Source organism: Roseibium sp. (assembly GCF_051016195.1).
In the GTDB taxonomy this organism is placed as follows: domain Bacteria; phylum Pseudomonadota; class Alphaproteobacteria; order Rhizobiales; family Stappiaceae; genus Roseibium.
On sequence record NZ_CP134616.1, the window covers coordinates 6,094,765 to 6,120,575 of the forward strand.

Annotated in this window: 17 protein-coding genes; 2 read left to right on the top strand and 15 right to left on the bottom strand. The window is 58.4% G+C overall.

What is annotated here, in order from left to right; translation table 11 throughout:
* Positions 1-41: 41 nt before the first annotated feature.
* Complete coding sequence (locus tag RDA78_RS27720; protein WP_434052970.1) at positions 42-1,526, bottom strand: peroxidase family protein; 1,485 nt, start codon at positions 1,524-1,526, stop codon at positions 42-44.
* Between the two features lie 466 nt (positions 1,527-1,992).
* Positions 1,993-3,402, bottom strand: a complete 1,410-nt coding sequence (locus tag RDA78_RS27725; RefSeq protein ID WP_434052971.1) for a UDP-glucose dehydrogenase family protein — start codon at positions 3,400-3,402, stop codon at positions 1,993-1,995.
* A gap of 489 nt (positions 3,403-3,891) precedes the next feature.
* Between RDA78_RS27725 and RDA78_RS27730 the strand changes: the two genes are divergently transcribed.
* Both RDA78_RS27730 and RDA78_RS27735 read left to right on the top strand, forming a co-directional pair.
* Entirely contained in the window at positions 3,892-4,740 is an 849-nt protein-coding gene (locus RDA78_RS27730) for a hypothetical protein (protein ID WP_434052972.1), read from the top strand.
* The gene (locus RDA78_RS27735) at positions 4,737-5,315 is read left to right on the top strand and encodes an NUDIX hydrolase (protein ID WP_434052973.1); all 579 of its coding nucleotides are present in this window, start codon (positions 4,737-4,739) and stop codon (positions 5,313-5,315) included. Before RDA78_RS27730 ends, RDA78_RS27735 begins: the two co-directional genes overlap by 4 nt.
* A 27-nt stretch (positions 5,316-5,342) precedes the next feature.
* On the opposite strand, the gene RDA78_RS27740 is transcribed toward RDA78_RS27735, so the two are convergent.
* The 13 genes from RDA78_RS27740 to RDA78_RS27800 all read right to left on the bottom strand — a co-directional run bounded on the left by RDA78_RS27740 (position 5,343) and on the right by RDA78_RS27800 (position 25,792).
* Positions 5,343-6,818, bottom strand: a complete 1,476-nt coding sequence (locus RDA78_RS27740) for a sigma-54-dependent transcriptional regulator (protein ID WP_434052974.1) — start codon at positions 6,816-6,818, stop codon at positions 5,343-5,345.
* Positions 6,819-6,849: 31 nt separating this feature from the next.
* The gene (locus RDA78_RS27745) at positions 6,850-10,350 is read right to left on the bottom strand and encodes a PAS domain S-box protein (protein ID WP_434052975.1); all 3,501 of its coding nucleotides are present in this window, start codon (positions 10,348-10,350) and stop codon (positions 6,850-6,852) included.
* 120 nt (positions 10,351-10,470) lie between these two features.
* Positions 10,471-12,381, bottom strand: a complete 1,911-nt coding sequence (locus tag RDA78_RS27750; protein WP_434052976.1) for a hypothetical protein — start codon at positions 12,379-12,381, stop codon at positions 10,471-10,473.
* A gap of 13 nt (positions 12,382-12,394) precedes the next feature.
* Complete coding sequence (locus RDA78_RS27755) at positions 12,395-13,903, bottom strand: MBOAT family O-acyltransferase (RefSeq protein ID WP_434052977.1); 1,509 nt, start codon at positions 13,901-13,903, stop codon at positions 12,395-12,397.
* Positions 13,904-13,906: 3 nt separating this feature from the next.
* Positions 13,907-15,133 (bottom strand): tetratricopeptide repeat protein, encoded by a 1,227-nt coding sequence (locus RDA78_RS27760; protein ID WP_434052978.1) that lies wholly within the window; start codon positions 15,131-15,133, stop codon positions 13,907-13,909.
* Positions 15,130-15,345: a hypothetical protein gene (locus RDA78_RS27765; RefSeq protein ID WP_434052979.1), complete on the bottom strand. Its 216-nt coding sequence runs from the start codon at positions 15,343-15,345 to the stop codon at positions 15,130-15,132. The genes RDA78_RS27760 and RDA78_RS27765 overlap by 4 nt, the downstream gene beginning before the upstream one ends.
* Positions 15,338-16,606, bottom strand: coding sequence for a hypothetical protein (locus RDA78_RS27770; protein WP_434052980.1), 1,269 nt, complete (start codon positions 16,604-16,606; stop codon positions 15,338-15,340). The genes RDA78_RS27765 and RDA78_RS27770 overlap by 8 nt, the downstream gene beginning before the upstream one ends.
* A 176-nt stretch (positions 16,607-16,782) precedes the next feature.
* Positions 16,783-18,384 carry a glycosyltransferase gene (locus RDA78_RS27775; protein WP_434052981.1) on the bottom strand — a complete coding sequence of 534 codons (1,602 nt, stop codon included), beginning with the start codon at positions 18,382-18,384 and terminating at the stop codon, positions 16,783-16,785.
* Positions 18,384-19,958 carry an HlyD family efflux transporter periplasmic adaptor subunit gene (locus RDA78_RS27780; RefSeq protein WP_434052982.1) on the bottom strand — a complete coding sequence of 525 codons (1,575 nt, stop codon included), beginning with the start codon at positions 19,956-19,958 and terminating at the stop codon, positions 18,384-18,386. Before RDA78_RS27780 ends, RDA78_RS27775 begins: the two co-directional genes overlap by 1 nt.
* Before the next feature lie 295 nt (positions 19,959-20,253).
* Positions 20,254-22,260, bottom strand: coding sequence for a DUF4114 domain-containing protein (locus RDA78_RS27785; RefSeq protein ID WP_434052983.1), 2,007 nt, complete (start codon positions 22,258-22,260; stop codon positions 20,254-20,256).
* Between the two features lie 291 nt (positions 22,261-22,551).
* The gene (locus tag RDA78_RS27790; RefSeq protein ID WP_434052984.1) at positions 22,552-23,274 is read right to left on the bottom strand and encodes an SDR family NAD(P)-dependent oxidoreductase; all 723 of its coding nucleotides are present in this window, start codon (positions 23,272-23,274) and stop codon (positions 22,552-22,554) included.
* A 10-nt stretch (positions 23,275-23,284) separates the two neighbouring features.
* Positions 23,285-24,886 carry an isochorismatase family protein gene (locus tag RDA78_RS27795; RefSeq protein ID WP_434052985.1) on the bottom strand — a complete coding sequence of 534 codons (1,602 nt, stop codon included), beginning with the start codon at positions 24,884-24,886 and terminating at the stop codon, positions 23,285-23,287.
* Between the two features lie 57 nt (positions 24,887-24,943).
* Positions 24,944-25,792, bottom strand: coding sequence for an N-acyl homoserine lactonase family protein (locus tag RDA78_RS27800; RefSeq protein ID WP_299479461.1), 849 nt, complete (start codon positions 25,790-25,792; stop codon positions 24,944-24,946).
* Positions 25,793-25,811: the final 19 nt, after the last annotated feature.

Consider the following 25,811-nt stretch of genomic DNA (forward strand, 5'->3'; position numbering starts at 1 on the left):
TGGATACCGGCCTGGATGGCACTCAAGAGAGACTATTCAACTCATCCGCACTGGAGTGCGTCGGTGTGCTTCATGTGCGCCCGATTGGCTTCGATATAGTCGATCATGCCGGCAAAGACGCTTGGCTGTCCGTCGAATCCGGACCAGGGCTTGAAGTGGGGGATATGCAGGAACGTGGTTGAATCACGCTTCAGCAGATTTGCGAAGACGGAGGCCACGATACGGCCACCCGCTCCTGTCAGCTTGCCGCCGCCATGCGTTTCGGCTTCCTGCAAAGCGTAGAACCAGAGCGGTGTCCGGGTGAAGCCCTTCGCCGCGAGTTGCTCCGGCACCGGCACCGTGGGTGTTCCGAGCTTGGCCGCAACGTGTTGGCCGCTTGCTAGCTGATACGTGTATCGATCCCGGATCATGTTGCGCAATGCGAGGTTTCTCGCCTGATCGACAGTCAAGGTCTCTTCAATATCGGCCAGCTCGATCTCGTTGTGCACGAACGGAAGGTTCAGAAGCGGCGCTCCCATCTTGGGACCAACGGGACGTGCCTTTTGCGAGGCCGGGCCGCCATTCAGCTGGAAATACATTCCCAGCTCGATGTTTCCGTCAACGGGCCGTGGGCCGAAACCAGGCAGTGCAAACAGGCCCTTGGGCTCACCACCTTTATGCAAGGCATACTTGAACTGCGTCGTTGCGTGGCCGAACCGGTAGCACGCACCGGAAAACTCGACCGGCATCACAGGTGCGTTCCAGCCAAACGCCTCTTCCTTCAACGCCCAGTCCAGACAGGCCTGGTCGACGAAAGCCGGAAGCAACTCTTTCCACACAACCCATTGATAGTGCAAGCGAATGAAGCGACGCACCTCTTCGAACCCGCTCAGCTTCGGATGCACATGCGCGTGCCAGATGTCGTCGCTCATGCCGTGATGCGCGCAGGCGACGATATCGTTCGCGGTGCTCCCGTTCTCAACGTGCTTGCTCATCAGGAGGTTGTGCAGCTCGATGAAGATACCCTGAACCTGGGCGACGACAATGTTTTCATCGTTGCGGGGATCACCGATCAGGGCCTTGCCCGCGCATGTCCGAGCAAGATCTCTCGGATTGTCCTTTCGCCCGAAGACCAGAAAGTGTTCCGCGTCACCTGAGCCGTAGAGGTGCGGAGAGGCTTCTGGTCCGGACCCATAGACGCAATCCAGATCCAGGCTTGGCGTTCTTATGTTTGCAATCGTTGCCGGATCGATGCGCGTTCCCAAGGCGGAGGTTGCGTCGAGGGTGATGTCGTGGTCGACAAACTGGCCGAGGAAGGTCATGCCGGCATCCGCCGGACCGTCCGTGTTTTCCGTCGCAGCCATGTCCGACGCCAGATGATCGAGCGCGTGAATAACGTCCTTGTGCGTGATGTTCTTGATCTTCACCGGGTTTGCCGAGAACAGTCGCCCGAATGTCTGAGCGAAAGGGCGCGACGGGCCCTCACCGTGAATGCAGGTTTTGACGAGTTGATCCAGCCTTGTCAGGCCATGGTGGGTGCCAGTCATGGTGCCTCCGAAAATGGAAAATAAAAAAACTAAACGTCCGGAGGGTGACGCCTTACTTAACGTAAAGTCAAGTACGAGTTTCTTCCAATGGTTGCAAATTGCATGGAAGCAGGTTGTGCAATCCTGGAAATATGTTTCTAAACAATACTATTTCTCTTCAAATATTTTTTCTAAAAATAGGACCATGAATTCATCTATTCGCAAATACAACCTCATTTCAATCTATAATTGAATAATTTACTCAACAAAATAATCTGATTTGCGATCAGCAATACTTTGGATTTGCCAATAAACTAGAGAAAATTTCCGGGAAACTCGCCGCATGAACGCAGTCTCCCAGATGCACATCGGGCCAGTCAGGTTGTTTGCGATGCACCTGACCGGCCCGTGATCTTGAAGGTGTCCGCTCCCTCCCGTGGGGTGTCGATGGGGGCAAAGAGGGAGGGAGCGGACGGGAGCGTGAGGTCTACCAGCCGATGCCGATAGTGTGGGAAGAGTTGCGGGCTTCGTCGGAGATGCGGACTAGATCCACCACCGGTGCCTCTTCCTTCTTGGACCTGAGCACGCTCCGGAGCTCTGGCAGTTTCTGGGTAACGACGATGACGTCGGCGTCGCGTGCGGCGTCTTCCGGTGTCTCCTGCATGAAGTCCGCAAGACCGTCGACCACGTTCTTGAGATGCGGAGCCGCATAACGCATGTAGTCGAACTGCTTCGTGATATGCGGGCCGGGCTGGATCGCCGGATCGTAGGCGACAATCTCCGCGCCCTCTGCCTGCAACTGTGCGATCAGCTCAAGAGCCGGGCTCTCACGCAGGTCGTCTGTACCGGGCTTGAAGGCCACACCGAGAACAGCAACCTTCTTCGCACCGGTTTCGCGGACCAGATCGACAGCCTGTTCGACCTGCTTTTCGTTCGAGGGCGTCAATGAGTCCATCAGCGGGGTTGCCACGCCGAGCTTTTCCGCAAGGTGGTTCACCGCGCGCACTTCCTTAGGCAGGCAGGATCCACCAAAGGCAAAGCCAGGCTTCAGGTAATAGGGCGACAGGTTGAGTTTGGTGTCCTGGACGAAGATGTCCATCACCGCATGGCTGTCGATGCCCATCGGCTTGCACAGACGCCCGACTTCGTTGGCGAAAACAACCTTGGTTGCGTGCCAGACGTTGTCGACATATTTCACCAGTTCGGCGACCTCGACCGTCGTGACGATCGGGTTTTCATCGACCGGTGCATAGATCTCAGCAAGCACAGCCGCAGTCCTCGGGTCGGAGACGCCGATTACGGTCTTCGGCGGTTCGTGGAAGTCAGCAATTGCCGTGCCTTCACGCAGAAACTCCGGATTAAAGCAGATGCCAAAGCCCCGTCCCGCGTTCTTTCCGGAATACTGCTCCAGGACTGGCTTCATGATGTCGAGGGTTGTTCCCGGAGGAACGGAACAACGAAGAACGACAATGTGAAACCCGTCCTTCTCTGCAAGGGCCTCGCCGATGCCGCGTGCAACGGCTTCAATAGCGCGTGTGTCGCAGCCGCCGTCTTCACTGGTAGGGGTGCCGACCGAGACGAAGGTAACGTCCGTCTCCATGACCGCCTTCTTCAGGTCGGTGGTTGCGCTCAGCAGATCCTCAGCGACGCCCTGCGTCAGCAGTTCTCCGAGACGGTCTTCGTGGATCGGGCTTTCGCCCCAGGAGATGGACTCGACCTTCTGATCGTCGATGTCGGTGCCGACAACGCGGTGGCCGAGGTCGCTCAGGCAGGCAAGCGACACGGCGCCGACATATCCCAGTCCGACAACGCTGATCGCCTTTTTCTCGTCCGCAAACTTCAGTTCAATTCCGTCGATCTCGCGTGCCGTTTCGAAGTTTCCAACAAACATGTTCATGACATTGCTCCCGTGTGATCGTATCTGGGAACTACAAGAACAATCTCCGTGCCAAACATGTTTGCACGCATTTTTTATATATTTTTCAATACTTTATGATTTTTGCAAATTTTGGCACTTTGTTGCGGTTTTCAAATTTGGCAACAGAAAGTTCCCGTTTTCGATTTTCCGATTGCAAATCGGCAAACCTGTTTCAGGCTCAGAAATCCCATGCCAGCCAGACAGGGTCAAAGTCCCGGTCGACACCAAAATAAGGACCGCTGACCGAGCCCTTATATATAAAGCGTCCTGGCGAACGACAGTTCAGGGAAGGGTATTTTCGAAATCAAAAACTCCATTTTGCCATTTCGCAAAACTTTCCCGCACTGGCTGCGAACTCCTGTGCCAAGACAGAAATAAATATCTGATTTTTATAATAATTTTTATTTTCGATATCTGGCCGCTGAATTGCAATGACCTCTGCAAGTCGAAATTCCAGGAGGCAAAGCAATGTATTCGAACACAAACTTCGACACGGTCGGCAAGGTGACAGTTCCTTACGGCATTCCGCAGGACAAGCAGCAAGTGAACGTTTTTCTTTTTGATGCCAACGTTCTGTTCGACACCAACCATGGAGACATGGATCACACTTTCGCGGACTACCTGGCGGAGTTCGCGGAACAGCGGTCCTGCTACCTCCTGTCCAACCTGAACTATTCGGAGACGTCTTCGCGCATCCCGTCAAGCTTGCGCAGACGGTTTGCCGGCATTTTCGCGTCCGCCGGCACGGAATTCTGGCGGGGAACTGAACTATTGGTTCGTCACGAGCACGATTTTTCCGACGAAGTGTATGAGTATGTCGCCCGGATGGTGCTCCACAGCGCGTATCCGCAAAAGCAGGCGCCGCTGATCGACAGCGGCTCAGCGACACTGCGTATCTGTCTCGCCGGAACGCGTGTCGGAAGAACGGCAAAGCGGACCTACCTCACCTGGGAGAACGAACACCGGGAACTCGATAGCTTCATGTCGTCGTTCTCGCGCCGTTTTCCGGATCACGTCATCTGCAAGGATACCGAGACCAGCCTGCTGATCGCACCGAATTCGTTTTCAACGGCTCAGGTGCAAAACCAGATGCTGCGGCGTCACAAAGCGGCACGCATCGTCGCCTATCTCGGCAAGACGGCGGCAAGCGGATACGCCAAACCGATGTGCGACGCGCTGCTGAGCCAGAACGTTCTTTCAACCGTTGCGGGCCCAAACGATATCAGCCAGCTGCTGAGCTACGAAAAACGGTCGATGAACGCAATCAAGCCAAAGGCGGCAGCACCCGTCCGCCTGTTTCAGGGAGCCTGGCAATGAAAGCCTCTTCGATCGTCCTGGATGATCCGCACTGGTCGGTGCTTCAGAGCGACACGGTCTACGATTCCGGCAAGCACCTGCGGGTTGTGCGCCAGACCGTGCAGTTGCCCGACAGCCGGATCATCGACGATTACTTCCGGATCGACCTTCCGTCATTCTCCTCGGTCTACGCGGTGACAGAAGAAAACGAGGTGCTGCTGTTACAGCAATACAAGCACGGCGCCGGTCAGGTGTGTCTGACACTCCCGGGCGGCCAGGTCGATCCGGGAGAAGATCCGGAATTTTCCGCGCGTCGCGAACTGCTCGAAGAGACCGGCTATGGCGGCGGGCGCTGGATTGCCGGTCCAGCGCTCGTCCTGCACGGCAACCAGGGCATCGCGCGGGCGCACGTGTTTGTCGCTAGCCATGTCATCAAGCTTGGTGAACCCTGTTTGGATGATCTTGAGGATGCGGTTCTGGTCACCCGGCAGCGCGCTTATCTGCGCAAAGCGATCCTGAGGGGGGAACTTCCCGTTACGTCGCATGTTGCAACGATCGGCATTGCCGAAGCGCTGTTTGCGGCAACCAAGGGATAATCAGACGGACGGGCTTGGGCGGGGCTGTCAGGCGCTTTCCGCCGAGAGAGCGTCGTCGCCGGGGTTTGTTTCCATGTCCTGTTCCGCCCAGATTTCCTTCTTCCGATAAAGGGTCGAAGGGCTGACCTGCAGGGTACGCGCCGTTTTGGGCAGGCTGCCGCCACAAGCGTTGATTGTCGCCTCGATAATCTGGCGTTCGAGCTGTTCGAAGGGCTGTCCCAAGGTGACCGTGATTGCCGGCCATGCGCCCGAAACCGCCGCGGCACCCCCATCAGCGGGCATGGATCGAGCGGCTGTGCTCTGGATCGAAACCGGCTCGGCCTGGGTCTTGGGCACAGGCGCCCGCCCCTGCAGCGTCGTCAGCATGTCAGCTTCCACGAACGGACCCTCATTAAGGACCACAAGGTTGCGGATCGTGTTCTGCATTTCGCGCACATTGCCGGGCCAGGAATGGGACAACAGAGCCTCTTCCGCTTCGACGGAAAATCCCTCGAAAGTCTTGCCTTCCTCACCGGCGAACTGCGTCAGAAAGTGCTTCGCAAGTTCCAGGACGTCGACGCCCCTGGACCTCAGGGGAGGCAATCCGATCGGCAAAACGTGAAGCCGGTAGAAAAGGTCCTCGCGAAACCTTCCTGCTTCGACTTCTCCGAGCGGGTCCCTGTTAGTGGCGCAGACAATGCGCACATCCACCTTCTTGAGCGCATCGCTGCCGACCTTCTGAACCGTGCCGCTTTGCAAAAAACGCAGAAGTTTCGCCTGAAGGGCAAGTTCCAGTTCGCAGATTTCATCAAGGAACAGCGTCCCGCCGTCCGCACGCGCGGCGGCGCCGTCCCGGTCCGACGTCGCCCCGGTGAACGCACCCTTGATGTGTCCGAAAATCTCGGACTCGATCAGGTCCTTCGGGATCGCGGCGCAGTTCAAGGGAACAAAGGGTTTCTTGGCGCGCGGGCTGGAGCGGTGAATCGCCTCGGCACAGACTTCTTTGCCCGTGCCGCTCTCCCCCGTGATGAAAACGGACGCGTTTGAACGGGCGACACTCTCGATCATCTTGTAGACGGCCGTCATCGGCAGGGACGAGCCGACAAAACCGTGCTGCAGCTTGCCGGCAGCAGGTTTGCGCACTTCTTCGACAACTTCGGTGAGGGTTTCGCGTTCAAGCGCGTTGCGCGTCGTGGTGACGAGACGTTCTTCCGCAACCGGTTTGACGATGAAATCGTACGCCCCGGCCTGCATGGCGTCGACCGCTGTCTTGATGGAGCCGGAACTGGTGACGACCACCACGGTTACCGGGAGCTGCTCTTCGCGGATGGCCGCCAGAACGTCCATTCCGCTCATGTCCGGCAACTGCAGATCAAGCAACACGACACTGATGCCGCCCTTGCGCAGGCGCGACAGGGCGTCCGTGCCCGTTTCCACATGAAGCGTGTCGAGACCCGCGCGCGACAACTGATGAGAGTACACTGTCGCAAGCGGCAGAGCGTCTTCAACGATCAGAACTTTCACCTCGTGCTCCTTCCGCAGCGCAGATCATCGATCAGGTTTCTAGAGATATCTTTACACCTATTTCGTCCGCCAATGCTTTAACTTCCGTTAGTGTACGGTCACAGATCTCTGAGAGATCGTCCATTTTACCCATGGCTGCCGTCTCCTTGCCGTCACGGACCAGCGTGTTGACCGTGGTCGCGATGGTTGCAAGTTCAATGGCACCGAAAGTTCCGGCCACGCTTTTCAGGGCGTGCGTGGCCCGTTCGAGCTTGTCCGGTTCGTTTGCCTCGGCCGCGTCGAGCGCCGACGTCCGGCGTTTGAGAGTATCATCGACAAACTGCTGCAGCAGCTTCTGCTTGAGCTCGTCCGGCATGGTTCCAAGGATTTCCCGGGCCGCCTCCAGCGATGCCGTGGTTCCGGAGGCTACGGTTTCGGGAGTGCTGGCGACACTGGTGGAAACATTCCGGGAAATGCATGCCAGAAGATCTTCCTTTTCGACCGGCTTTGCGAGGAAATCCGACATGCCAGAATCAAGGAACCGTTCCCGGTCGCCGCGCAGCGAATAGGCCGTGAGCGCGACGATGGGCGTCTCCAGGTTGCGCTGCCCTTGCCTTATGCGGCGCGTTGCCTCGATCCCGTCCATTTCGGGCATCGAAATATCCATCAAAATGCAGTCGTAGTCCCGTTTTGATGCGGCCTGGACAGCCTCTCTGCCGTTGTTCGCAATATCGACGTCGCAGCCGGCACTTTGCAGGGCGTGACTGACCACGATCTGGTTGGTTGCATTGTCCTCGGCAAGCAAAACCGTCAGGTTGTCGGGAAGTGCGGCCTGTTCCTCCGTGTGATCTTCTTCCGGAACAACGGTCTGATCGTCCGCGAGCCGGATCGGAACGACAAACTCGAACGTGCTGCCGACATCCTCTTCGCTTTCGACGAAGACTTCGCCACCCATCAGGTGCGCTATCTGCCTGCAGATCGCAAGGCCGAGCCCGGTTCCTCCCTGTTTCTTCGTATAGCTCGTGTCGACCGTGACGAAGTCTCCGAAAAGCGCTTCGTGCTTGTCTTCCGGAATTCCAATACCGGAGTCCCGCACCGAGAATCTGAACGTCGGCTCCACCGGGTCGTCCTTCTTGATATCGACGGCAATTTCGACGAAGCCGATCTCGGTGAACTTGATGGCGTTCGAGACAAGGTTCAGGACAACCTGCCTCAGACGGCCCGAGTCACCCACAACCGTGTGCGGCAGCTCTGTCGGATACTTCATCACAAGCTGCAGCCCCTTGTCCTGGGCAATCGGCTTGAACAGGTCGACCACGCTGTTGACCACCGTCTTGAGCCGGAAGGGTGCTATGTCGAGCTCCATGCGGCCCGCTTCGAGCTTGGAAAAGTCGAGAATGTCGTTGATCAGCTCCAGGAGCGAACGACCCGACTCACGCGCCGTCTTGACGTAGTCGGCCTGCGCCGGGTCCAGCTCGGTGTCACGCAGCAGGCTTAAAATACCGAGCACGCCGTTCATCGGCGTGCGGATTTCGTGGCTCATCATTGCGAGGAACTTGGCCTTGGCCTCGTTCGCAGCTTCGGCCCTTTCCTTGGCGTCCCTGAGTGCAGCATCGGCGGCCTTGCGTTCGGTGATGTCCCGGACATAACCCAGAAACAGCGGACCTTCGGCCCCCTTGGTATGACGGATTGCCAGTTCGACAATGATTTCGTGCCCGTCCCTGTGGAGCCCTTCGATTTCGATCCGTTTCCCGAGGACCGGACCATCGCCAGTTTTCAGAAACCGGACCAGGCCGTCGTCATGCGCCTTTCGGTGCTGGTCCGGAATAATGTAGTCGGACATCTTTCTGCCGATGAGCTCGGTCGCGGTCCAGCCAAAAACATCTTCGGCAGCAGGGCTGAAATCCAGGACGACGCCGTCCCCGTTCATGACGATGACGCCGTCAAAGGATGCATCGACGACGTTGCGCAGCAGGTCTTCGTTGCGCCTGAGTTCGGCTTCGCGGTTCTTGAGTTCCGTGATGTCGACGCGGAACCCGACCATTCCGCCCTCGCTCGTGCGGGTCTCGATGACCCGCAACCAGCGGCCGTCATCCAGGTGCTGCTCCATCGGCGCACCCGGGTTCTGGTGACGTTCCATGCGCATGGCGACCCAGTCTTCCAGGATGTCTTCCGAGACCTGATACTGACCGCGCATGGCGCCTTTTCTGATGATGTCCTCGAATTTCGCACCCGGCTGTATGAGATCCGCGCTGGAACTGTAGAACTCCCTGTACTTGCTGTTGCAGAGAACAAGGCGGTCCTCGGCGTCGTAGAGCACGAAACCGTCCGGCAGAGATTCGATCGCATCGACAAGACGGGTTTCCGCCTGCTTCACCTTGGCTGCGGCCGCTTTCCTGTCCGTCAAATCCCTGAAGATCGCCGTGAAGGTGGCCGATCCGTCGATGACCACTTCCGAAAGGGACATCTCTACCGGATATTCGCCGCCGTCCAGCCGCCTGCCTGTTGCTTCCAGCCGTTTGCCGGAGGTCTCAATGCAGGTCGCCGTGCCGGGACAGCATTCGAAAGGAAGTTCTTCGCCGCCCGTGTCGGGCAGAAAATCGCTGATCGGCCGGCCGACCAGTTCGCCGCTTTCGGACGCGCCGAACATGGCGAGAGCCCGCCTGTTGGCGCTCAGGACTTCACCCGAAGGCGAGAGGGTCAGGACACCGTCAAGCATCGTGTCCAGAATTGCGCTGACCTGCGCCTCGCCCGTTTCGGCGCGCAACGTGGCCTTCACGAGCGCATCGTTCTTTTCCCGCTCCGCCTCGGCAAGACCCGCGAGGCGCCGCATGGCGCGCTGGCGTTGAAGCGACAGCACGAAGGTCAAGGCAAGCGCTGCGGCGAACGCAATCGCGAGCATGAAAATCAGGTTGTCGATCGAAGTGAACCCGGTCCCGTAGAGCGCGCTTGCAGGAATTATGACCTCCTGCAGTCCCCTCACATCACCGACCTCCCAAACAGTGCGCGGCGATTCAGGATGAGTGTTGTGACAGGCGACGCAGCTTTCTTCCATGCGCACAGCCGTCGCACTGCGGAAAAATGTTCCCTCGTCGCGCTGTTCAAGCCGCTGAAACGGCTTGTCGGGATCCTTCTCGATCGCAGCAAGGGCAGCCGCTTCAAAGTCGTCGAGCTGCCGGTCCTGCCGCCATGGCCACGGGTGCGTCGACAGCATCCGGATCGCGCTGCTCGCGCCCTGCGCCTTCAACTCGTCTTCGAGCGCGAGTGTCATCGACACCGGCGCAGGTATCGTCAGGTCCTTGTCATGATAGTCATGGCTGACCGAGACATCCTGCGAGGAATAGAGCTTGTCCACGACCTCGCGCGAATAGAATGATCGCGCAGCCGTCAGCAGTTCCGACTGCGCACGGGCCGCCGCTGAGAGATCGGCCGTTCTCGCCTTTTGTCCGAAATCAACGGCAATCACGTAAGCTGCGATCGCCGAAGCCGAAATGAAGACCAGGACCAGCCAGAAAGTGGCGTCGTATGTCAGTTCCTGGATCCACTTGCGCATTCTTCGTACCCTCGGTTCCCTTTGCCGGATCCGCCCCCCTTGGTCACGCACTTTGGACCATCCTTTCCCATGGGTTATGAATTTTCGATTTAACGCAGAGAAATACCGCTCCCCGGGTCTTTAGTTTGCCGGAGTTTCCGACGAAACCCGGAAAAACGGATTGCCGCTCATGAAGGCCTGCAGGCTTCCAAAGGAGAGCTGTTTCTCCCGGGTGCAACTGACGTCGCAGCTGTAGATATCGATCGTCAACCGGAACGGGTCCGATGCATCAAACAGGTGCGCATAGGCATAAAGCGTATCGGCGGAGGTCTGTCCGGGAACCGGTGACGAATAAATGTCCCCGAACATCGGTGTTGCGTAGTGGCTCCAGCCACTCGCCGGGAACCAGCGCTCTCCCCTGGGCCCATGTCCATCCAGATCCCGGGGCATTTCGCTGCCGAACGTCAGCAGAAAATCGAGCCGATCCCGCACTGCCCTGGAAATGCTCGCGCTGGAGCCGGACGCAAAGTCACTGAGCGTCAGAAGCGTGATGCCCGCGTGGCCCGTATCCTCATATCTCTGCTCAGCAAGACTTTCCGCCGCCAGGCCCTTCTCCAGATAGTATCCCGTGGGCCAATAGCGCCAAAGACCGCCGTGTTCATCCCGGTCCCATTCGCTCAGGAAGATCCGCACCATGTTCTGAGCTCTTTCCTGCAGACCGGTATCAGGCAGAGCATCCAGAACCCCGGCAAAGGCAATCTGCCAATTCCAGGGGGCAAGTTTGCCGGCGAAGCGAAAGTCGATATCCGTGTTGATGCGGTAAAGGCCGCGATCGGCATCGAAGTCACGCTCATAGGCCCCGGCAAGACAGGCATTCGTTTCAGCGATTTCTTCCGCCAGGTCGTGCGGGCACAAGCTTCCAAGGGCCCTGCAGGATCGCGTCAATGCGTTCGCGATCATCGCCTGGTTGATCATGAGCGAAAGCCGTTCGCCGGGATTGGTCCCGTAGATCGTCGAACTCCATCCGCATTGCGGACCTTTCGCGTCCGCCCGGTGTTGCAAGGCGTCGTTTCCGGCAAGCGTCAGACGCATCGATTTCAGCGCCAGCCGCGCAAAGACGTCGGCGCCGGTTTCCTGGTAGAGGGAAGAGAGTGCCCGCAGCCGGTAACTCTGGTTCCAGCTTTGCAGGCCCTCGGCATCGGAAGAGCACGCACGAACCTCGCCCGTCTGAGACAGGAAGAGGCCCGAAACGGCATAAAAGAACCGAAGGGCGGCGGGCGTGCCGGATACGTCGATCACGGTCTGTCCGCCCGAAAGTTCGAATGACTTTGGAAGTTTCGTCAATTCGGCCTGTCGCGAAACCAACACAGGTTCGCCGATGGCACCCGTTTTGAGATCAATCCTGTGTATGCCCTTTGTGTCAGATGTGCCGCAATCGAGTTGGGCCCAGAGCACATCGCCGGCAATCCGCATGCGACCGGGTTCACAGCTACTGAAATCGACGAGCGTTTCTGCCTCTGTCATGATCCGTGCGTCCGGCGATATCGGATACCTGTTGAGATGCCAGGCATGCCCGGCCTTTTTTTCCAGAAGCAGCACCGCATCAGTCGTGTAGCGCAGCAGCTTCACGGCCGTGTTGCGCGACCAGCTCTTTGCAATCTGCCCGTCCAGAAGGAGTTCCGTCTGCTTTTCCCCGGTCTTCCACGTGCGCAGAGCGGCCAGGGAGCCATCGCGTGCGAGCCGCAGCGCTCCCATGCGGGCCGGACCGGAAGCCGCCACGATCCAATCCTGTTCGATCCCGTTGACCGTGACCGTGGGACGATCGTCGCCCGGGTTTTTCCGAACGACCAGTTTGTGAGGCCCGGCCTGGGAGACTGTTTCCAGGCACAGCCCACGTTCTCCCTTGCGCGAGACGATGCCGGTCTCAAGATCGACCGACATCTTCTGAACCGGCAGCGAGAGAGTGCTGCCTTCTGCATCTCTCCCCGCTGCCTGGGCGATTGGGCCACACAGGGCAGCGGAGAGACCAAGTATCTGAAGCAGATATCGCATTGCGACCTTCCGGCTAGAAGTTGAAGTAGATGAACTCGGTGAGTTCGGCCAGGCGATAGGTCTGGATGAGAGCAACGCCGAAGAGAACGGAGACAGCTGCTGCCCAGCCCGCCGTCGGCTTCCAGCGCACCGGCAGGAAACCGTCCGAACGCCGTTGGGACACGAATTTCTTCAGGCCCAGGATCGGGTTGTAGTTTTCGGTAAACTCGATCGAGTTCGGCAACAGGAAGACGATTGCCGCAAGGCAGATCATTGCCGCCCAGACCGGTGCCGTCCCGGTGACCATCGCTGACCAGAGCGCAGGTTCATAGACCGTCGAGAGACCTGTCATGCCGAGAATGATGTTGTTGGCACCTTCAAAGCTCTCGGCGCGGAAATAGACCCAGGCAACAACAACAGCCAGCAGAGTAATGCCACGGCTGAGGACATTGCCGACCGGCTTCGGCAAGATCGAAGGAACGTATCCGGCAGAGACCAGGGCCGACCAGCCATGGTTGATGGCAAGGTAGGCGCCATGCAGACCGCCCCAGAAGACGAATGTCCAGCTGGCCCCGTGCCACAAGCCGCCAAGCAGCATCGTGATCATCAGGTTGGAATAGCGGCGGACGGGACCGCTGCGGTTACCGCCGAGCGGGATATAGAGATAGTCCCGCAGGAAGTGCGACAGCGTAATGTGCCAGCGACGCCAGAAATCGGAGATGCTGGTCGCCTTGTAGGGCGAGTTGAAGTTTACCGGCAGGCGGATGCCGAAGAGCCTTGCAAGACCCAGCGCCATGTCGCAATAGCCGGAGAAGTCGAAATACAGCTGAAACGTATAGGCGAGTGCGCCAATCCAGGCTGCCTCGAACGGAACGCCCGACGTGGTCTCGGCCATGTTGAAGACCGAGTTCGCATAAGGCGCGATGCCGTCAGCCAGAACAATCTTCTTGAACAGACCGATGGCGAAGAGCGTGCTGCCGACAGCAAGATTGAGAACCAGCTTGTTCTTGAAAACCGGCAATTTGAACTGCGGAATGGTCTCCTTCTGCATCACGATCGGTCCGGCAATAAGCTGCGGAAAGAAGACGACGAACAGCATGTAGCGCGGGAAGTCGCACTCCGTCACTTCGCCCTTCCAGGTGTCGATCAGGAAAGAGATCTGCTGGAACGTGAAGAACGAAATCGCCAGAGGAAGCACAAGGTGCAACAGCGGGATGTCCGCCCCGGCAATGAAGTTGGCATTGCCGATGAAGAAGTCGGCATACTTGAACACCGCGATCAGTCCGAGGTTGAAGACAATTCCGCTGACAAGGATGAACTTGTCCTTCACAGCGCGCAGGACACGGTGAAAACCGTAGTTGACAACAACCGAACCCAGAAGCAATGGCAGATAGATCGGTGTCCACCAGCCATAGAAGACAAGCGAGGCCAGGATCAGCCACCATATAATCCCGTTTTCCCAGCCGTAGTGGCGGAGGATCAGGTATCCCAGCAGAACCGGGGGCAGGAACAGGTAGATAAATTCCAATGAACTGAAGACCATGACTCAGCCCTCCTTCTTGTCAGCAACGGGTTGAACGGATTTCTCGATGATCGTGAGGTTCGCCTCGTCCTCCTGAAGGAGCTCCTTCAAGAGGCTGGTGCTGCCCTGGTGGCCGCGATCGGCCCCCTTCTGAGCAAGTTCGATCGCCTTCTGGCGGTCCTGGAGCACGAGATCGCCGGCTGCGAAGAGCCGCGCGAGTTCCTGCATCGCACCGGGATGGCCGACGGCGACGCCACGCTCGAGCAGGTCAACCGCGTTTTCCGGCTCAAGCCCGTGTTTCTGTTTGAGGTGAAGACGGGCGAGCGCCGTCAGAGCGCCGCCATGTTCGGCAGTGGCGGCAAGACGCAGCCACTTCAGAGCATCTGCGGTCGCCTTTGCATCCGGAGAGCCGACCAGGAGCATCAATGCGAGATCATGCATCGCGCCTGCGTCGCCAAGATTTGCCGAGCGCAGGAACCAGTCTTCCGCAAGGGACCGGTCCGCGGCCATGAATTCACCGTCCCGGTAAATCCGGCCGAGGGTCTTTGCTGAACTTGCCGACCCGTCCCGGGCCTTTTGTTCCAGACCGGCAATCGCACGCTCCGCCCAGAAACGGGCGCGGTCGGGATCCGGTGTCAGGCCATAGCGCCCCGTCAGCAGGATGCGCGCATAGTTGATGGTCGACGAGGGGTAACCTGCGATGGCCGCCTGTTCATAGTGGTCAAAGGCCGCGTTCAGGTCACGCCCGGTGCCGATGCCGCGCTCATAGTGCTTGGCAAGCTGCACATGCGCCTTGGGATAATCCCACTCAAGCGCCTTCATGAACCACTGCAGAGCAATCTCGGCGCATTTGTCTCCAGACGAGCGCTGAAACAGCCGGCCGAGTTCGTAAGCGGTCTCACCGCGAAACGCAAAGGAGTACCTGACCGCCTCCATGAAGATCAGTCGGGACTGGTCCAGGTCGGTGTCAACGCCCCAGCCGTTCTTGTAGGCCCTGCCTAGATGAAAGAGCGCAACCGGATGACCGTCATTGGCAAGCTGGGTCAGGATATCCGCGGCTGCTTCCCAGCGGCCGACTTTCTGCAGACCGCGCGCCTGCTTGATCATCTCCTCGATGGTCGGGTCTATCCGCTCGGACTTGGCCTTTACAGGCGTGGTGTCGGAAGAAAGCGCCACCGCTCCGGCCACACCAAACACGGCTCCGAGCAAGAGCCCTTTCCAAAGCAGCGATTTCTTGTTCATCCGGGTCATAGCAACACCTCCAGGGTGAGTTCGGTATCCAGCCGGCCAGTGTCAAAGTTGTTCAGACGCTGACGATTTTCGTTGCAGGAACATTCAAGTTCGGCAGGTGTTTCGGGTGAGCGGTTCTGCGTCTCCCGGACCCCGGCTGCCGCGATGGCGCCCATGATCAATCTGGTCGCGCCAACAATGATTTCCTCGAATGGAAAGAAAGGTTTAGCCATTGTTCTGCCTCCAGATCCTGCAGGAAACGCCTTCCAAGAGTTCCAGCGTGCCTTCCTTGTGGGACTTTGCCGTTTCGGCAGGTGTGAGCGGGCAGACCAGGTCCTTGCGGCGCTTGGTTGCCGAGGCAACATGCTCCGGATCACTGTCGATCAGCATCAGCAGTTCGCCGACGATCCGGCGCGCGGGATTGGAACCGAAGTGGTAGGCGTCGGTGAAGTTCTCCAGCTCACGGGTAAAGGGTGTGTCGAAATCCAGATCCACAACTGGAGCCAGCGTTGACAGCCGCTCGCGGAACTTGTGGTTGGCGGCCGTCAGACCGAAATCGGAAATCCTGCGCTGCATCTCGGAAATGGTCGGCGGGATCAGGAAAATGAGCTCGACATCGTTTTGGGCCGACCAGGACGCGATTTCTTCAACCATCGCCCACAGCTCATCCGACTGCTTGAAGCGGCGCCAGTCGGCCGCACCATTTGTGCCGACCTGCTTCGCAAAAAGCTGCGGCAGATCGCGTTCAATCGTGATCTCGGGCCAGTACCCCGCCCAGCGTCCCAGACCGAATCCGTGACCGTGATAGATCGCCGGAAGCCGCAGCGCGGAAACCGATGCGCTCAGGGCGCATTCGTCGCAAAGGGACGGGTCGAGCAGCGCCTCGACGGACAGTTTTCCGATCGCGTCGAAATCCGCCGCCTTGGCCTCCTGAACCGGCCAGAAGGACACGTCATCAAAGGAGCCTGTCAGGGCCGGGTAACGTTCCTCGAGAAGGCGCCAGCCCGTCTTGGTAACGAACCAGTTGGTGTAGTAACCGAACGGATTGTCCGCGAGCGAAATCGCCTCCGGGACGCGGTTCATGCCGCCCTTGAAGCGGGCGTCCATGCTTCTCAGCGGCAGGCTCACGATCAGGGTGTCGAGGTCGACCGTGTCGCGCAGGTATTTGAAGGTGTCGTAGATCTCGTAAACGGTCGCACCGCCGTAGGCGAAATTGTAGACGTCGTCGCGGCCGAGTTCCTGCCAGTACCTGTCCTGCAGCGCCCGTGCACGGCTGTCTCCCAGGATTACGGTCGGTGCCTTGATCCGCGGATACTCGATCATCTTGTAAAGCGGATAGTGCGCCTTGACGCTGGTTTCCTTCTTGTTCAGGTCAAGGTCAACCAGTTGGTTGTGATCGAATGCATCGACCACGACATTGAACGCGACCGGTGCCAGCGCGATCATCGCGGTGATGGCCATGGCGGCAGTGTAGAATCTTGGTGTCGGTCTCATGGCAAAGCCCCTGAAATTGTTTCTGCGCCTTTAGAAACAAGAACCGGGCCACCGCATACTTATCAAATAAAAATCAATAAATACAATTACTTGTGACGTTTTTCCGATTTTGGGAAGTCGACAACTATCCAATATTGAAAAGGAAGGTTTTGCAAAATCGAAAACCGCTCCGGCATTCAGACCGAGGCCGTCCACCCGAGCAGATAGGTGATCATGCCGCTGCTTGGCGGATCGATGAGACCGGCCATCAGGCAAACGCCCAGGAAGAGCAGCGTCACATAGAGAAACGTCAGATAGCTCGCCATCCAGTTCTGGAGCGTTGCAATGAGGCCATCGCCCTCGCCCGCACGCTGGTCACCTCTATTGGACCAGCGCTGCTTTGACAGCCGGAAGATGCAGTAGACTTTCACGGACGCATTGATGAGCTGGTTGAAATAGAGAATGAACGGGTAGCTGAGATCCACTTTGCGTGCGTACTGGAAAAGGAACAGTGACAAGAGCATGCGCGTAATGCAGATAAAGACAATGTAGCCGAAGATATAGTGCGGGTCGTACAGGAACGACGTACAGACCGCGAGCACGGGGCTCACGAGCATGGTCCACATGGAAACCCGCTGGTCGAGCAGGCACCACCAGATGAAGAACGGCATGCGGTGCGGCCCAAGGGCAAGCGCCCGGGTGCCGTTGCGGAGCATGTTTCCGGACCAGCGGCGGAAATTCTGCACCATCCGGTCCATGCCGGAACCTTCGATCACCTCGACCGTGTAGCCCATGGCATCGGGGACATAGAGCATGCGGCAGCCGGACTGGAGCATGTAGTACCAGGTGCTCTTGTCGTCTCCGGACAGGAAGCGGAACTTGCCCCAGAGCCAATGCTCCAGGTGATCGGCCTCCAGCAAACGGATGAACTTCAGTTTGACAAGGTGGTTGGCGCGAAACACGGACATGCGGCCCGTCAGCGTCAGAACCCGGCCGGACAGGGAGTGGGACTGCATGGCAAGACGCCTCTGGGCAAAGCGCATGGTCAGCCAGTTGCCGACCCATCTGGGTCCGATGCAGAGCACTTCCTCGTCTGTCGTGCAGGCCTGGAGATCGGGATAAAGCTTGAACAGCGGCAGGCAGGCACCAACTGCGTTGGGCGCCAGAATGAAGTCGCCGTCCATGAAAATGATGAGGTCGTCATCCTCAACATTGCCGCGGCTCATCGCGCGAAGGACCAGGCCGATGGCAAGCCGTTTGCCCGGCTGATTCTGCCGCACGACATGTAGCGTGACATCCAGATCCGACCATTCGCGAACGAGCAGATTGGAAATGAGCTCCTCGTCGGACCTGTCGCCAGAGCCGAGCCAGATCGTGCCGGGAACACCTGCATCCCTGATCTCGCGGCAGATCGAGCGGATGACTTTCTCGGTGATGTCGCGGTGTTCCTTGTAGGTCGTCATCATGAAATGCAAATGCCGCGGGCGCCAGCCGTCGTCCCAGACCTTCTTGCCCGCATCGCGCATGGACGGATAGACGAACTTGCCATAGATCCACGCCCGCACGGCATGGGTGAACCACCAGCCGTAGCGCCAGATGCCCAGGAGGCCGATCACGAAGGTAATCTCTTTCGTGGACGGGCTGAAGAACACGTTCTCGAAGATCGTGAGCCCGATGAAACAGCAGCCGAAGTAAAGCGCGATCTGGAACAGCGCCCAGGGGGTCCACTTCGCCCAGCCTCGCGGCTGATGCATGATCTCGTCGACCTTGTAGGGAAGTGATGATCTGTTCTGTGCCATCACCGCCCACTCACCAGTTGCTGCGCTGTCCGGAAGACGAGATTGTTCCGATGGCGTTCGAAATAGACCGTAATGGGTGTTCCACTGGCCGGAAATGCACTGCCATCGGGTATCAGTGTGACTTTCGCGGAGCGCGCATCCGGTGCCCTGAAACGGAAGGTTTCGGAGACTTCGTCGACAAATCCGTCCGTCCGGTCGATGTGATCGACAGTGCCGGTCACCCAGCGATTTTCGGACGGAACAAAAATATTGGCCGTCGTGCCCAGGCGAATGTGAAGCACCTCATCCTGCGTGAGATACGCGCTCACTTCTTCCGATCCTGACTTTTCGAGCACCAGCAGCGGTTCCCCCTGTTTGGCTGCCGTGCCCTCCAGTATGTCTCTTTCCCTGACAAGGCCCGCGAAAGGAGCCGCGACTTTCAGCCGGGTTTCCTTGTCCATCAGATCCTCGACCATGGAGGCCTGGAATGTTTCCTGGGACTTCAGCCGGGCGACCCTTGCCTTCATCTCCTCAAGACGTCCGGCGAAGGCGTTGCCCGTAAACAGGCGGACGCTGTCGCCGCCGGCAATCAGTTCCTCAAGTTCCCGGATATGGATCTGCTTTCGTTCGAGGTCCGAGATGACCGACTTGAGTTCAAGCTCCGCAGCCTCGACGTCATCGGCAAGGGCAAGACCCTTTTTCGCAAGGGAGCGCATGCGCTCGACCTTGAGGAGCGCGTTTTCCCTGGCAAGCTCAAGCCCTTCGACCTGAGATCCGGCCTGGCGCACGTTGTTGCGTGCAACAAGCGCGTAACCCTCGGCCTTCCGGTTCTCCTCGGCAAGCAGGGCTTCCGTTTCGGCAAGCTCTGCCCGGGTCGATGCCAGCGCCGTCTGCGCCCGGCGCAACGTTTCTTCATGCCGCCCGTCTTCCATGACGAGAAGAACCTGTCCGGCTGCGACGATGTCGCCGATGCCGTGCTGCGCGCTCAGGACCCGGCCGTTCGCCGGTGCGGTGATTGCCTGCCGCTCCGACGTCACGACCGCAGAAGTGACTTCCAGGCGGAACAACGTCGCGAACACGTAAAGGCCAACATAACCAAAAACCACCGCGCCGAGAGCGAAATAGAAAAGCGTCATGACGATCTGTCTAACCGGCCAGCGACGCACCGGCATCGCTTCGACCGGGTTCGGATCGGGTTTCGTCGGGACAGGTGTGACAGGAGTGTCGATGCGGACGATCGTATCGGCGACATCAGTCATCTTGCCGCGCACGAGATCTTCGACGAAATGCTGCATCAGGGCGGTTTCGCGTTCGCCGAGCTGCACGAACCTGTAGGCGACCTCGCCTTTTTCTTCGTCGAGACGAATGACTTTGGCGTCTGCCTTCAGCGTGATGTTGAAACCCTGGAACGGGAGGGTGCAAAGCAATTCGTGGCTGGTGCCGACTTCGGGCAGATCACGAAAGACGCCTGCGATCCGGCAGCCGCCAAGACCCCAATCGACAGCGTCGAAAGACTGCTCTCCCACGGCAACGCGCATCGGCGCGGTTACCCGATAGTGCAGCCTTTGGCTGGGTCTTTCGTGAATGATTTCCAAGTTCTGCTTCCCATTGTTGCGTCGACAGCGAACCTTCTGCAACTGGGATGCCAACAACGACGCGTGGTTAACGCCTGTTCGGGCATGCGGCCAAACCTGATTAACTCATTGATTTTTTGAATTTTTATTAATCCCCGCCTGCAAATGCGATATTTCGGTTTTGCAAAATGAAAAACCCCCGGAAGCCAGAGCGGCCCGAGGGTTTTCCAATTTTGCAAAGATTTCGGAGGCGATCGAAGCAGAAACAGGCCGCAAAACGAGGTCCGCAGCCTGTTGGATTTTCAGAGTTCAGTCCTCAGAAGACAAAGCAATCATTGTCAAACAGGAACTGCAGCGACTGCTCTCCGACACCGTTCAAGGTGCAGATGTCGTTGTAGTTTCCGTCGCCGGAAAGGTCGACGGAGAGCAGCGTGTCGCCGTCTGATCCGGTCGCCTGAAGCTTCCCGAGGAAGGTCTGGTCATCATCGCTTCCGGCAAGATGGCTGAAGTCCAGCAAGTCCGTACCGATAGCGAAGTCGGTGATGAGATCCACCCCGCTCAGGTCGTAGCTGCGGAAGATGAACGTGTCGATGCCAGTGCCACCGGTCAGCGTGTCGCTGCCGCCAAGGCTCCGGATCTCGTCGTTGCCCGCACCGCCGTCGATCACGTTAACACCGGAGGTTCCTTTCAGAATGTCGTTGCCGGAGCCGGACTTGATGTTGTCGATGAAGTGCAACGTGTCCGTTCCGATCTCCAGGCCGTGCGCCTTCTTGTTATGGAGCAGGATCGACAGATCGACACCAAAGGCGGAATAGTCGACGGTGTCGTTGCCACGGCCGCCATGCATGTAGTCGTTACCGGCATCTCCATAGAACGTGTCGTCGTCGTGACCGCCGTAGAGCTTGTCGTTGTTGTGACCACCGCGCAGTTCGTCGTTGCCGGCGCCACCCTTGAGGATGTCTTCGCCGTAACCGCCCTGCATGATGTCATTGCCGGAACCGCCGATGAGCATATCGACGCCGTTGCCGCCGTCCATCGTGTCGTCGCCGGTGCCGCCATTGAGCGAATCGTCGCCATAACCGCCCTGCATAACGTCATCGCCGGAACCGCCGTTGAGCGTGTCATTCTCATTACCGCCATCAAGGGTGTCGTTTCCGGAGCCGCCGTTGAGCGTGTCGTTTCCGGATTCGCCGTAAAGCGTGTCGTCACCGTTGTTGCCGTTCAGCTCGTCATTCTGCTGGCCGCCATAGAGGATATCATTGCCGGAATTGCCATAGAGCTTGTCCTCGCCAGACCCTCCATAGAGGTTGTCATTGCCGCTGCCGCCATGCAGGTCGTCATCGCCGTTGTTGCCGTAGAGCCAGTCGTCTCCGGAACGGCCGTGGAGTTCATCGGCACCGGTTCCCCCATGCAGGTGGTCGTTGTCGGACCGCTCCACGATAACCGGTGTGTCACCACCGTTTCCGGGATCGGGATCGGTGCCGCCACCACCCTGATTGTAGTGAGCATTCAGGAGCAAGGCATTGGCGAGGCCGATATCGACCGTAAAGACACTGTCGTCAAAGTCGCGGTCACCGCCGTTGAAGAGATCCTCGAAACCGAGGGTCAGGGTGCCGGCATCGGTCTTCAGGACACCGGTTGTATGCAGGATGTTGTCCGGGTTCAGGTTGACCGTGTCGCCATACGCGGACGTATGATAGGGGTCGTACTTGATGAGCGTCTTCGTGCCGTCAGGCGCGATGTGATACAGACGCGGGCTGTCGCTGTTGAGCGTTGCCTGGCTTCCATCGGAGTTCTGGAACTCCAGCGTGCCGTTCTCCATGTCGAGATGCGAATAGCCACCGTTCCGGCCATAGCCGTTGGAGACGATGAAGAAGGCAACACGGTCGCCGGCGCTGACATCGAGGAATTCACGGGACTCGCCCGCAATCAGGCTACCGCCGCTGCCTTGCAGCGAGGCGTTCGGCCAGATGAATTCGACATCCTTGATGGTGCCGTCTTCGGCGATCTTGTAGTAGCCGAACGTATTGCGATATCCTGCGGTCTCGCCTTCGAACACCACAGAGACCGGGTAGTCGTCGGCGATCTCGACAGACGTCACCTGCACGAGGCTCGGGCCACCCGATCCATACAGAATGTCGTTGCCGTTGTCGCCATAGAGCGTGTCGTCTCCGGTTCCGCCCCAGATTTCGTCATTCCCGTTCTTGCCGGTCAGGAGATCGTCGCCGAAACGTCCGGACATTACGTCGGAGTGTTTCGAGCCATTCAAAACATCGTCTTCATTTGTCCCGATGACGGGACGTGTTGCGGGTAAGCTAGGCATGTTACTGCACTCCTTCTGATAACGCGCAGACGCGCAATTTCAGCCGGAGCTTTGCAGTTAAGAGGCCATTAACCAGGTAACTTTTCTGAAGTTTTTTATTATATTTTTCAACAACTTACATGTTAACTATTTTTCAGAAGGATTTACTGCTTCCGAAAAAACAACAGCTGTTTACAGTTCTGCAAACAATGATTTCCGTTCTGCGAAATCCGTGCGGATCGCAAAACCGGTATGCCAACGGTCTCAACCTCAGGAAATCAAAGTGGTGGCGCAGGTGCCGAGCCCTGCAGCTCAGTATGTTGCCCGGCCACCGGACAAATCGAAGACCGCACCTGTCGTGAAACTGTTTTCAGGGCTGCAGAGCCAGGCGATCATGTCCGCCGCTTCGGATACTTCGAGAAAGCGGTTTCTCGGAATCTTCGACAGCATGTAGTCAATGTGCTCCTGGCTCATCTGATCGAAAATGCGCGTCCGCGCGGCGGCGGGTGTTACGGCGTTGATGGCAATGTCATAGCCTGCGCATTCCTTGCCGGCGCTCTTGGCGAGCGCCATGACAGCGGCTTTCGAGGCGCTGTAGGCCGAGGCGTTGGGGTTGCCCTCCTTGCCGGCAACCGACGCGATCAGAACCACGCGGCCGTAATTGTCCTGTTTCATGTCCGGCAGAACGGCCTTGAGCACATGGAACGACCCGTTTGCGTTGATGTCCATGATCCGTGCCCAGTCGGCGACGGGATACTCCTCGACAGGCGCGTTCGGGCCGGCAATCCCGGCCGAATTCACGACGATGGATGCGGCACCGACAAGTGACCTGGTGCGCTCGTAGGCTTCCGAAACCGCGTTCCAGTCCGAAAGATCGACCTTGATGGCCGTTGCGTCCAGTTCCGCGGCGGCTGATCCAAGGACTTCCTCATCCATATCCCAAAGAACAAGACGCGCACCGTCGTTTTTCAATCTCTTCGCACAGGCAAAGCCGATGCCCTGGGCACCTCCGGTAACGATTGCGATCCTGCTCATTCAATGCCTCCTATCCAAGCGCGGACATGACAGAGGCAACCGACGTGACATGGGCCACATTCTGCATGGCGTAATTGATCGACGCGCGGTGCCAGTCCGCGTTCATTGTAGAGCAGGCGTCTTCCGGCACAACAACCCTGAAGCCCTTGTCCGCAGCCGTGCGCGCCGTGTGTTCCACACTCATGTTGGTCCAGGACCCGGTGTTGATGATGGTATCGATGCCCGCGTGCCGCAGGTAGCTTTCAAGCCGAGATGTCTCCCAGCCACTCATGGACATCTTCTCGCAGACGAGATCTCCCGGTTTCGGTTCCAGTCCGGGCACCGGTGCAACGCCCCATGTGCCTCGCACCAGGGCATTTTCCCCTTTGAGCCCTTGGAACAATGGTGCGTGCTGGGCCAGCAACGGGTGGCCGGGCTCGCAGACCATCCAGATGTGAATGACGGGAATTCCGTGCCGCCGAGCCGCGTCTGCAAGAGAAATCGCGTTGGCGACCACATTCTGTTCGCGCGCATGCTGGGGGGAACCGGTTCCCTCGAAAGCGCCTCCGTCTATCATGACGTCATTTTGCAGATCCTGGATCAGAAGAGCTGTTTTCTTCGGATCGATTGCGGGACACTCGGACAACTGCAATCCCTTGGGAGAAGCAGCGGCGGCCGGGACAGCGCCGTCGGCCGCGGAATGGCTGACCGGTTTCGCGGACATGAAAGGCTCGAGCCGCGGCCGGACTTTCGTCTTCACGGTGTAAACGGATGTGCAGGCGCACATGAAAAGGGTCTGCCAGTCCTCGCCGCCCCAATGCAGGTTGGCGACCATTTCCGGGACTTCGATCTTGCCGATCAGCAGCCCCTCGAACGAATAGACCCAGACACCGCCGGGCGCTGTCACCCAGACGTTGCCGTTGGCATCCGCCTTCATGCCGTCCGGGACACCGGCCTTCACCGCGTCCTTGATGCCGGACGCAAAGATGCGTCCGTTCTTGAGCCTGCCGTCTTCGCCGACGTCGAACATGCGGATGTTTGCCTGTTCGGTGTCGTTGACCCACATCCAGCGTTCACACGGTGAAAAGCAAAGCCCGTTCGGCTGGGTGAACATGTAGCGGTCCGACACAAGGACCGCCTCGTCGCCCGGCCTGTGGCCGGGAGGCAGCATGTAGACCCCCTGAAAGCCCTGCTGAAGCGCGCGAGGGACACCGAAATGCTCCATGCGGCCATAGGTCGGATCAGTGAAAAAGATCGCTCCGTCCGACCTTACGACAATATCATTTGGGGAATTGAGTTCCCTGCCCTCGAAATGCGAGGCGAGAAGCTCCCGTGTTCCATCAGGGCGGAACCTGGCCACCGAACTCGTGGCATGTTCACAGACGAGGAGGTTTAGCTCCGCGTCGTAGGTCATGCCATTGCCCTTGTTCGACGGGCGCAGATATTCGCTCACCCCTTCCTGCCGCGTCCACTTGCGCCTGACATCGCCGGGCATGTCGGAGAACAGGAGATGATGCTCCACCGGATGCCAGATGGGCCCTTCGGTGAAAACGAAACCGGTGCCGATCCGTTCAACAGCGGCGTGCTGGTCCATCAGGTCCAAGAATTTCGGGTCGACAACGGTATGTGCCACAGATCCCTCCCAGTCTTTTCTTTCCGAAGAAGCAAACGCTTCTTTTGATGCTGCCGGTTACATCGGGAACCATTGCCGCTCTGGCACGGTCTCCGTCATCGGTCCCGGAACGGTCATGGACAGGCGTCCGACGACCTGCTGGTTTTGGATTTTCGCCGGACGGTCATGGACCGGCAGCAGGAAGGTGTAGTTGTTGAGGAGCTTCTTGATCGCGCCTTTTTCCTCGCGCTTGGAACCGGCATGGTTCCCGGTGACGCGCGGTTCCATCCAGTTGTTGGTGTGGACGTGATTGACGATCTGGTCGTTGAAATCGTAGATGACGTCGCCGCAGATGCAGGCCAGTCCTTCCGCCGTTTCCACGATCACGTTCATGGATCCCTCGGTATGCGCGCCGGCCGCCTCGCACCAGACGCCCGGAATGATCTCCTCCGCGCCGGTGATTTCCAGATCGAGGAAGCGCATGGCCTCCGGCTCGTAGATCCGCTCGACAAGGTGCATGATGTCCGGTTTCGGATATTGCGGATACATGATGCCGGAGACCGAGAACTCCATCTCCTTGCGGTTCAGGACAACGGTCGTGTTCATCGGGAACTTGTCGTCCTTGCCCGCGTGATCGATGTGCAGGTGCGTGTGCAGGATGTAGCGGATGTCGCCCAGTTTAAGACCGTGCTTGGCAAGCTGGTTTTCGATCATGTTGTCGTGGAATTGCAGGCCGCGCATGCCGAGGCTTTCCATGATCGCGTTGTCGCGATAGCCGGTGTCGACCAGAACGGGGTGCGTGCCGCCCAGGATCAGGAAGCCGTAGACCGGAACCCGCCGGATGCGGCCGCATTCGTGGCCGAGCACGAGAAAGGAAGTCTCGAGCTCGATATCTCCGTAGTCCAGAACATGGATGGTAAGGGCCATTTGTGTTTCTCCCGTAGAT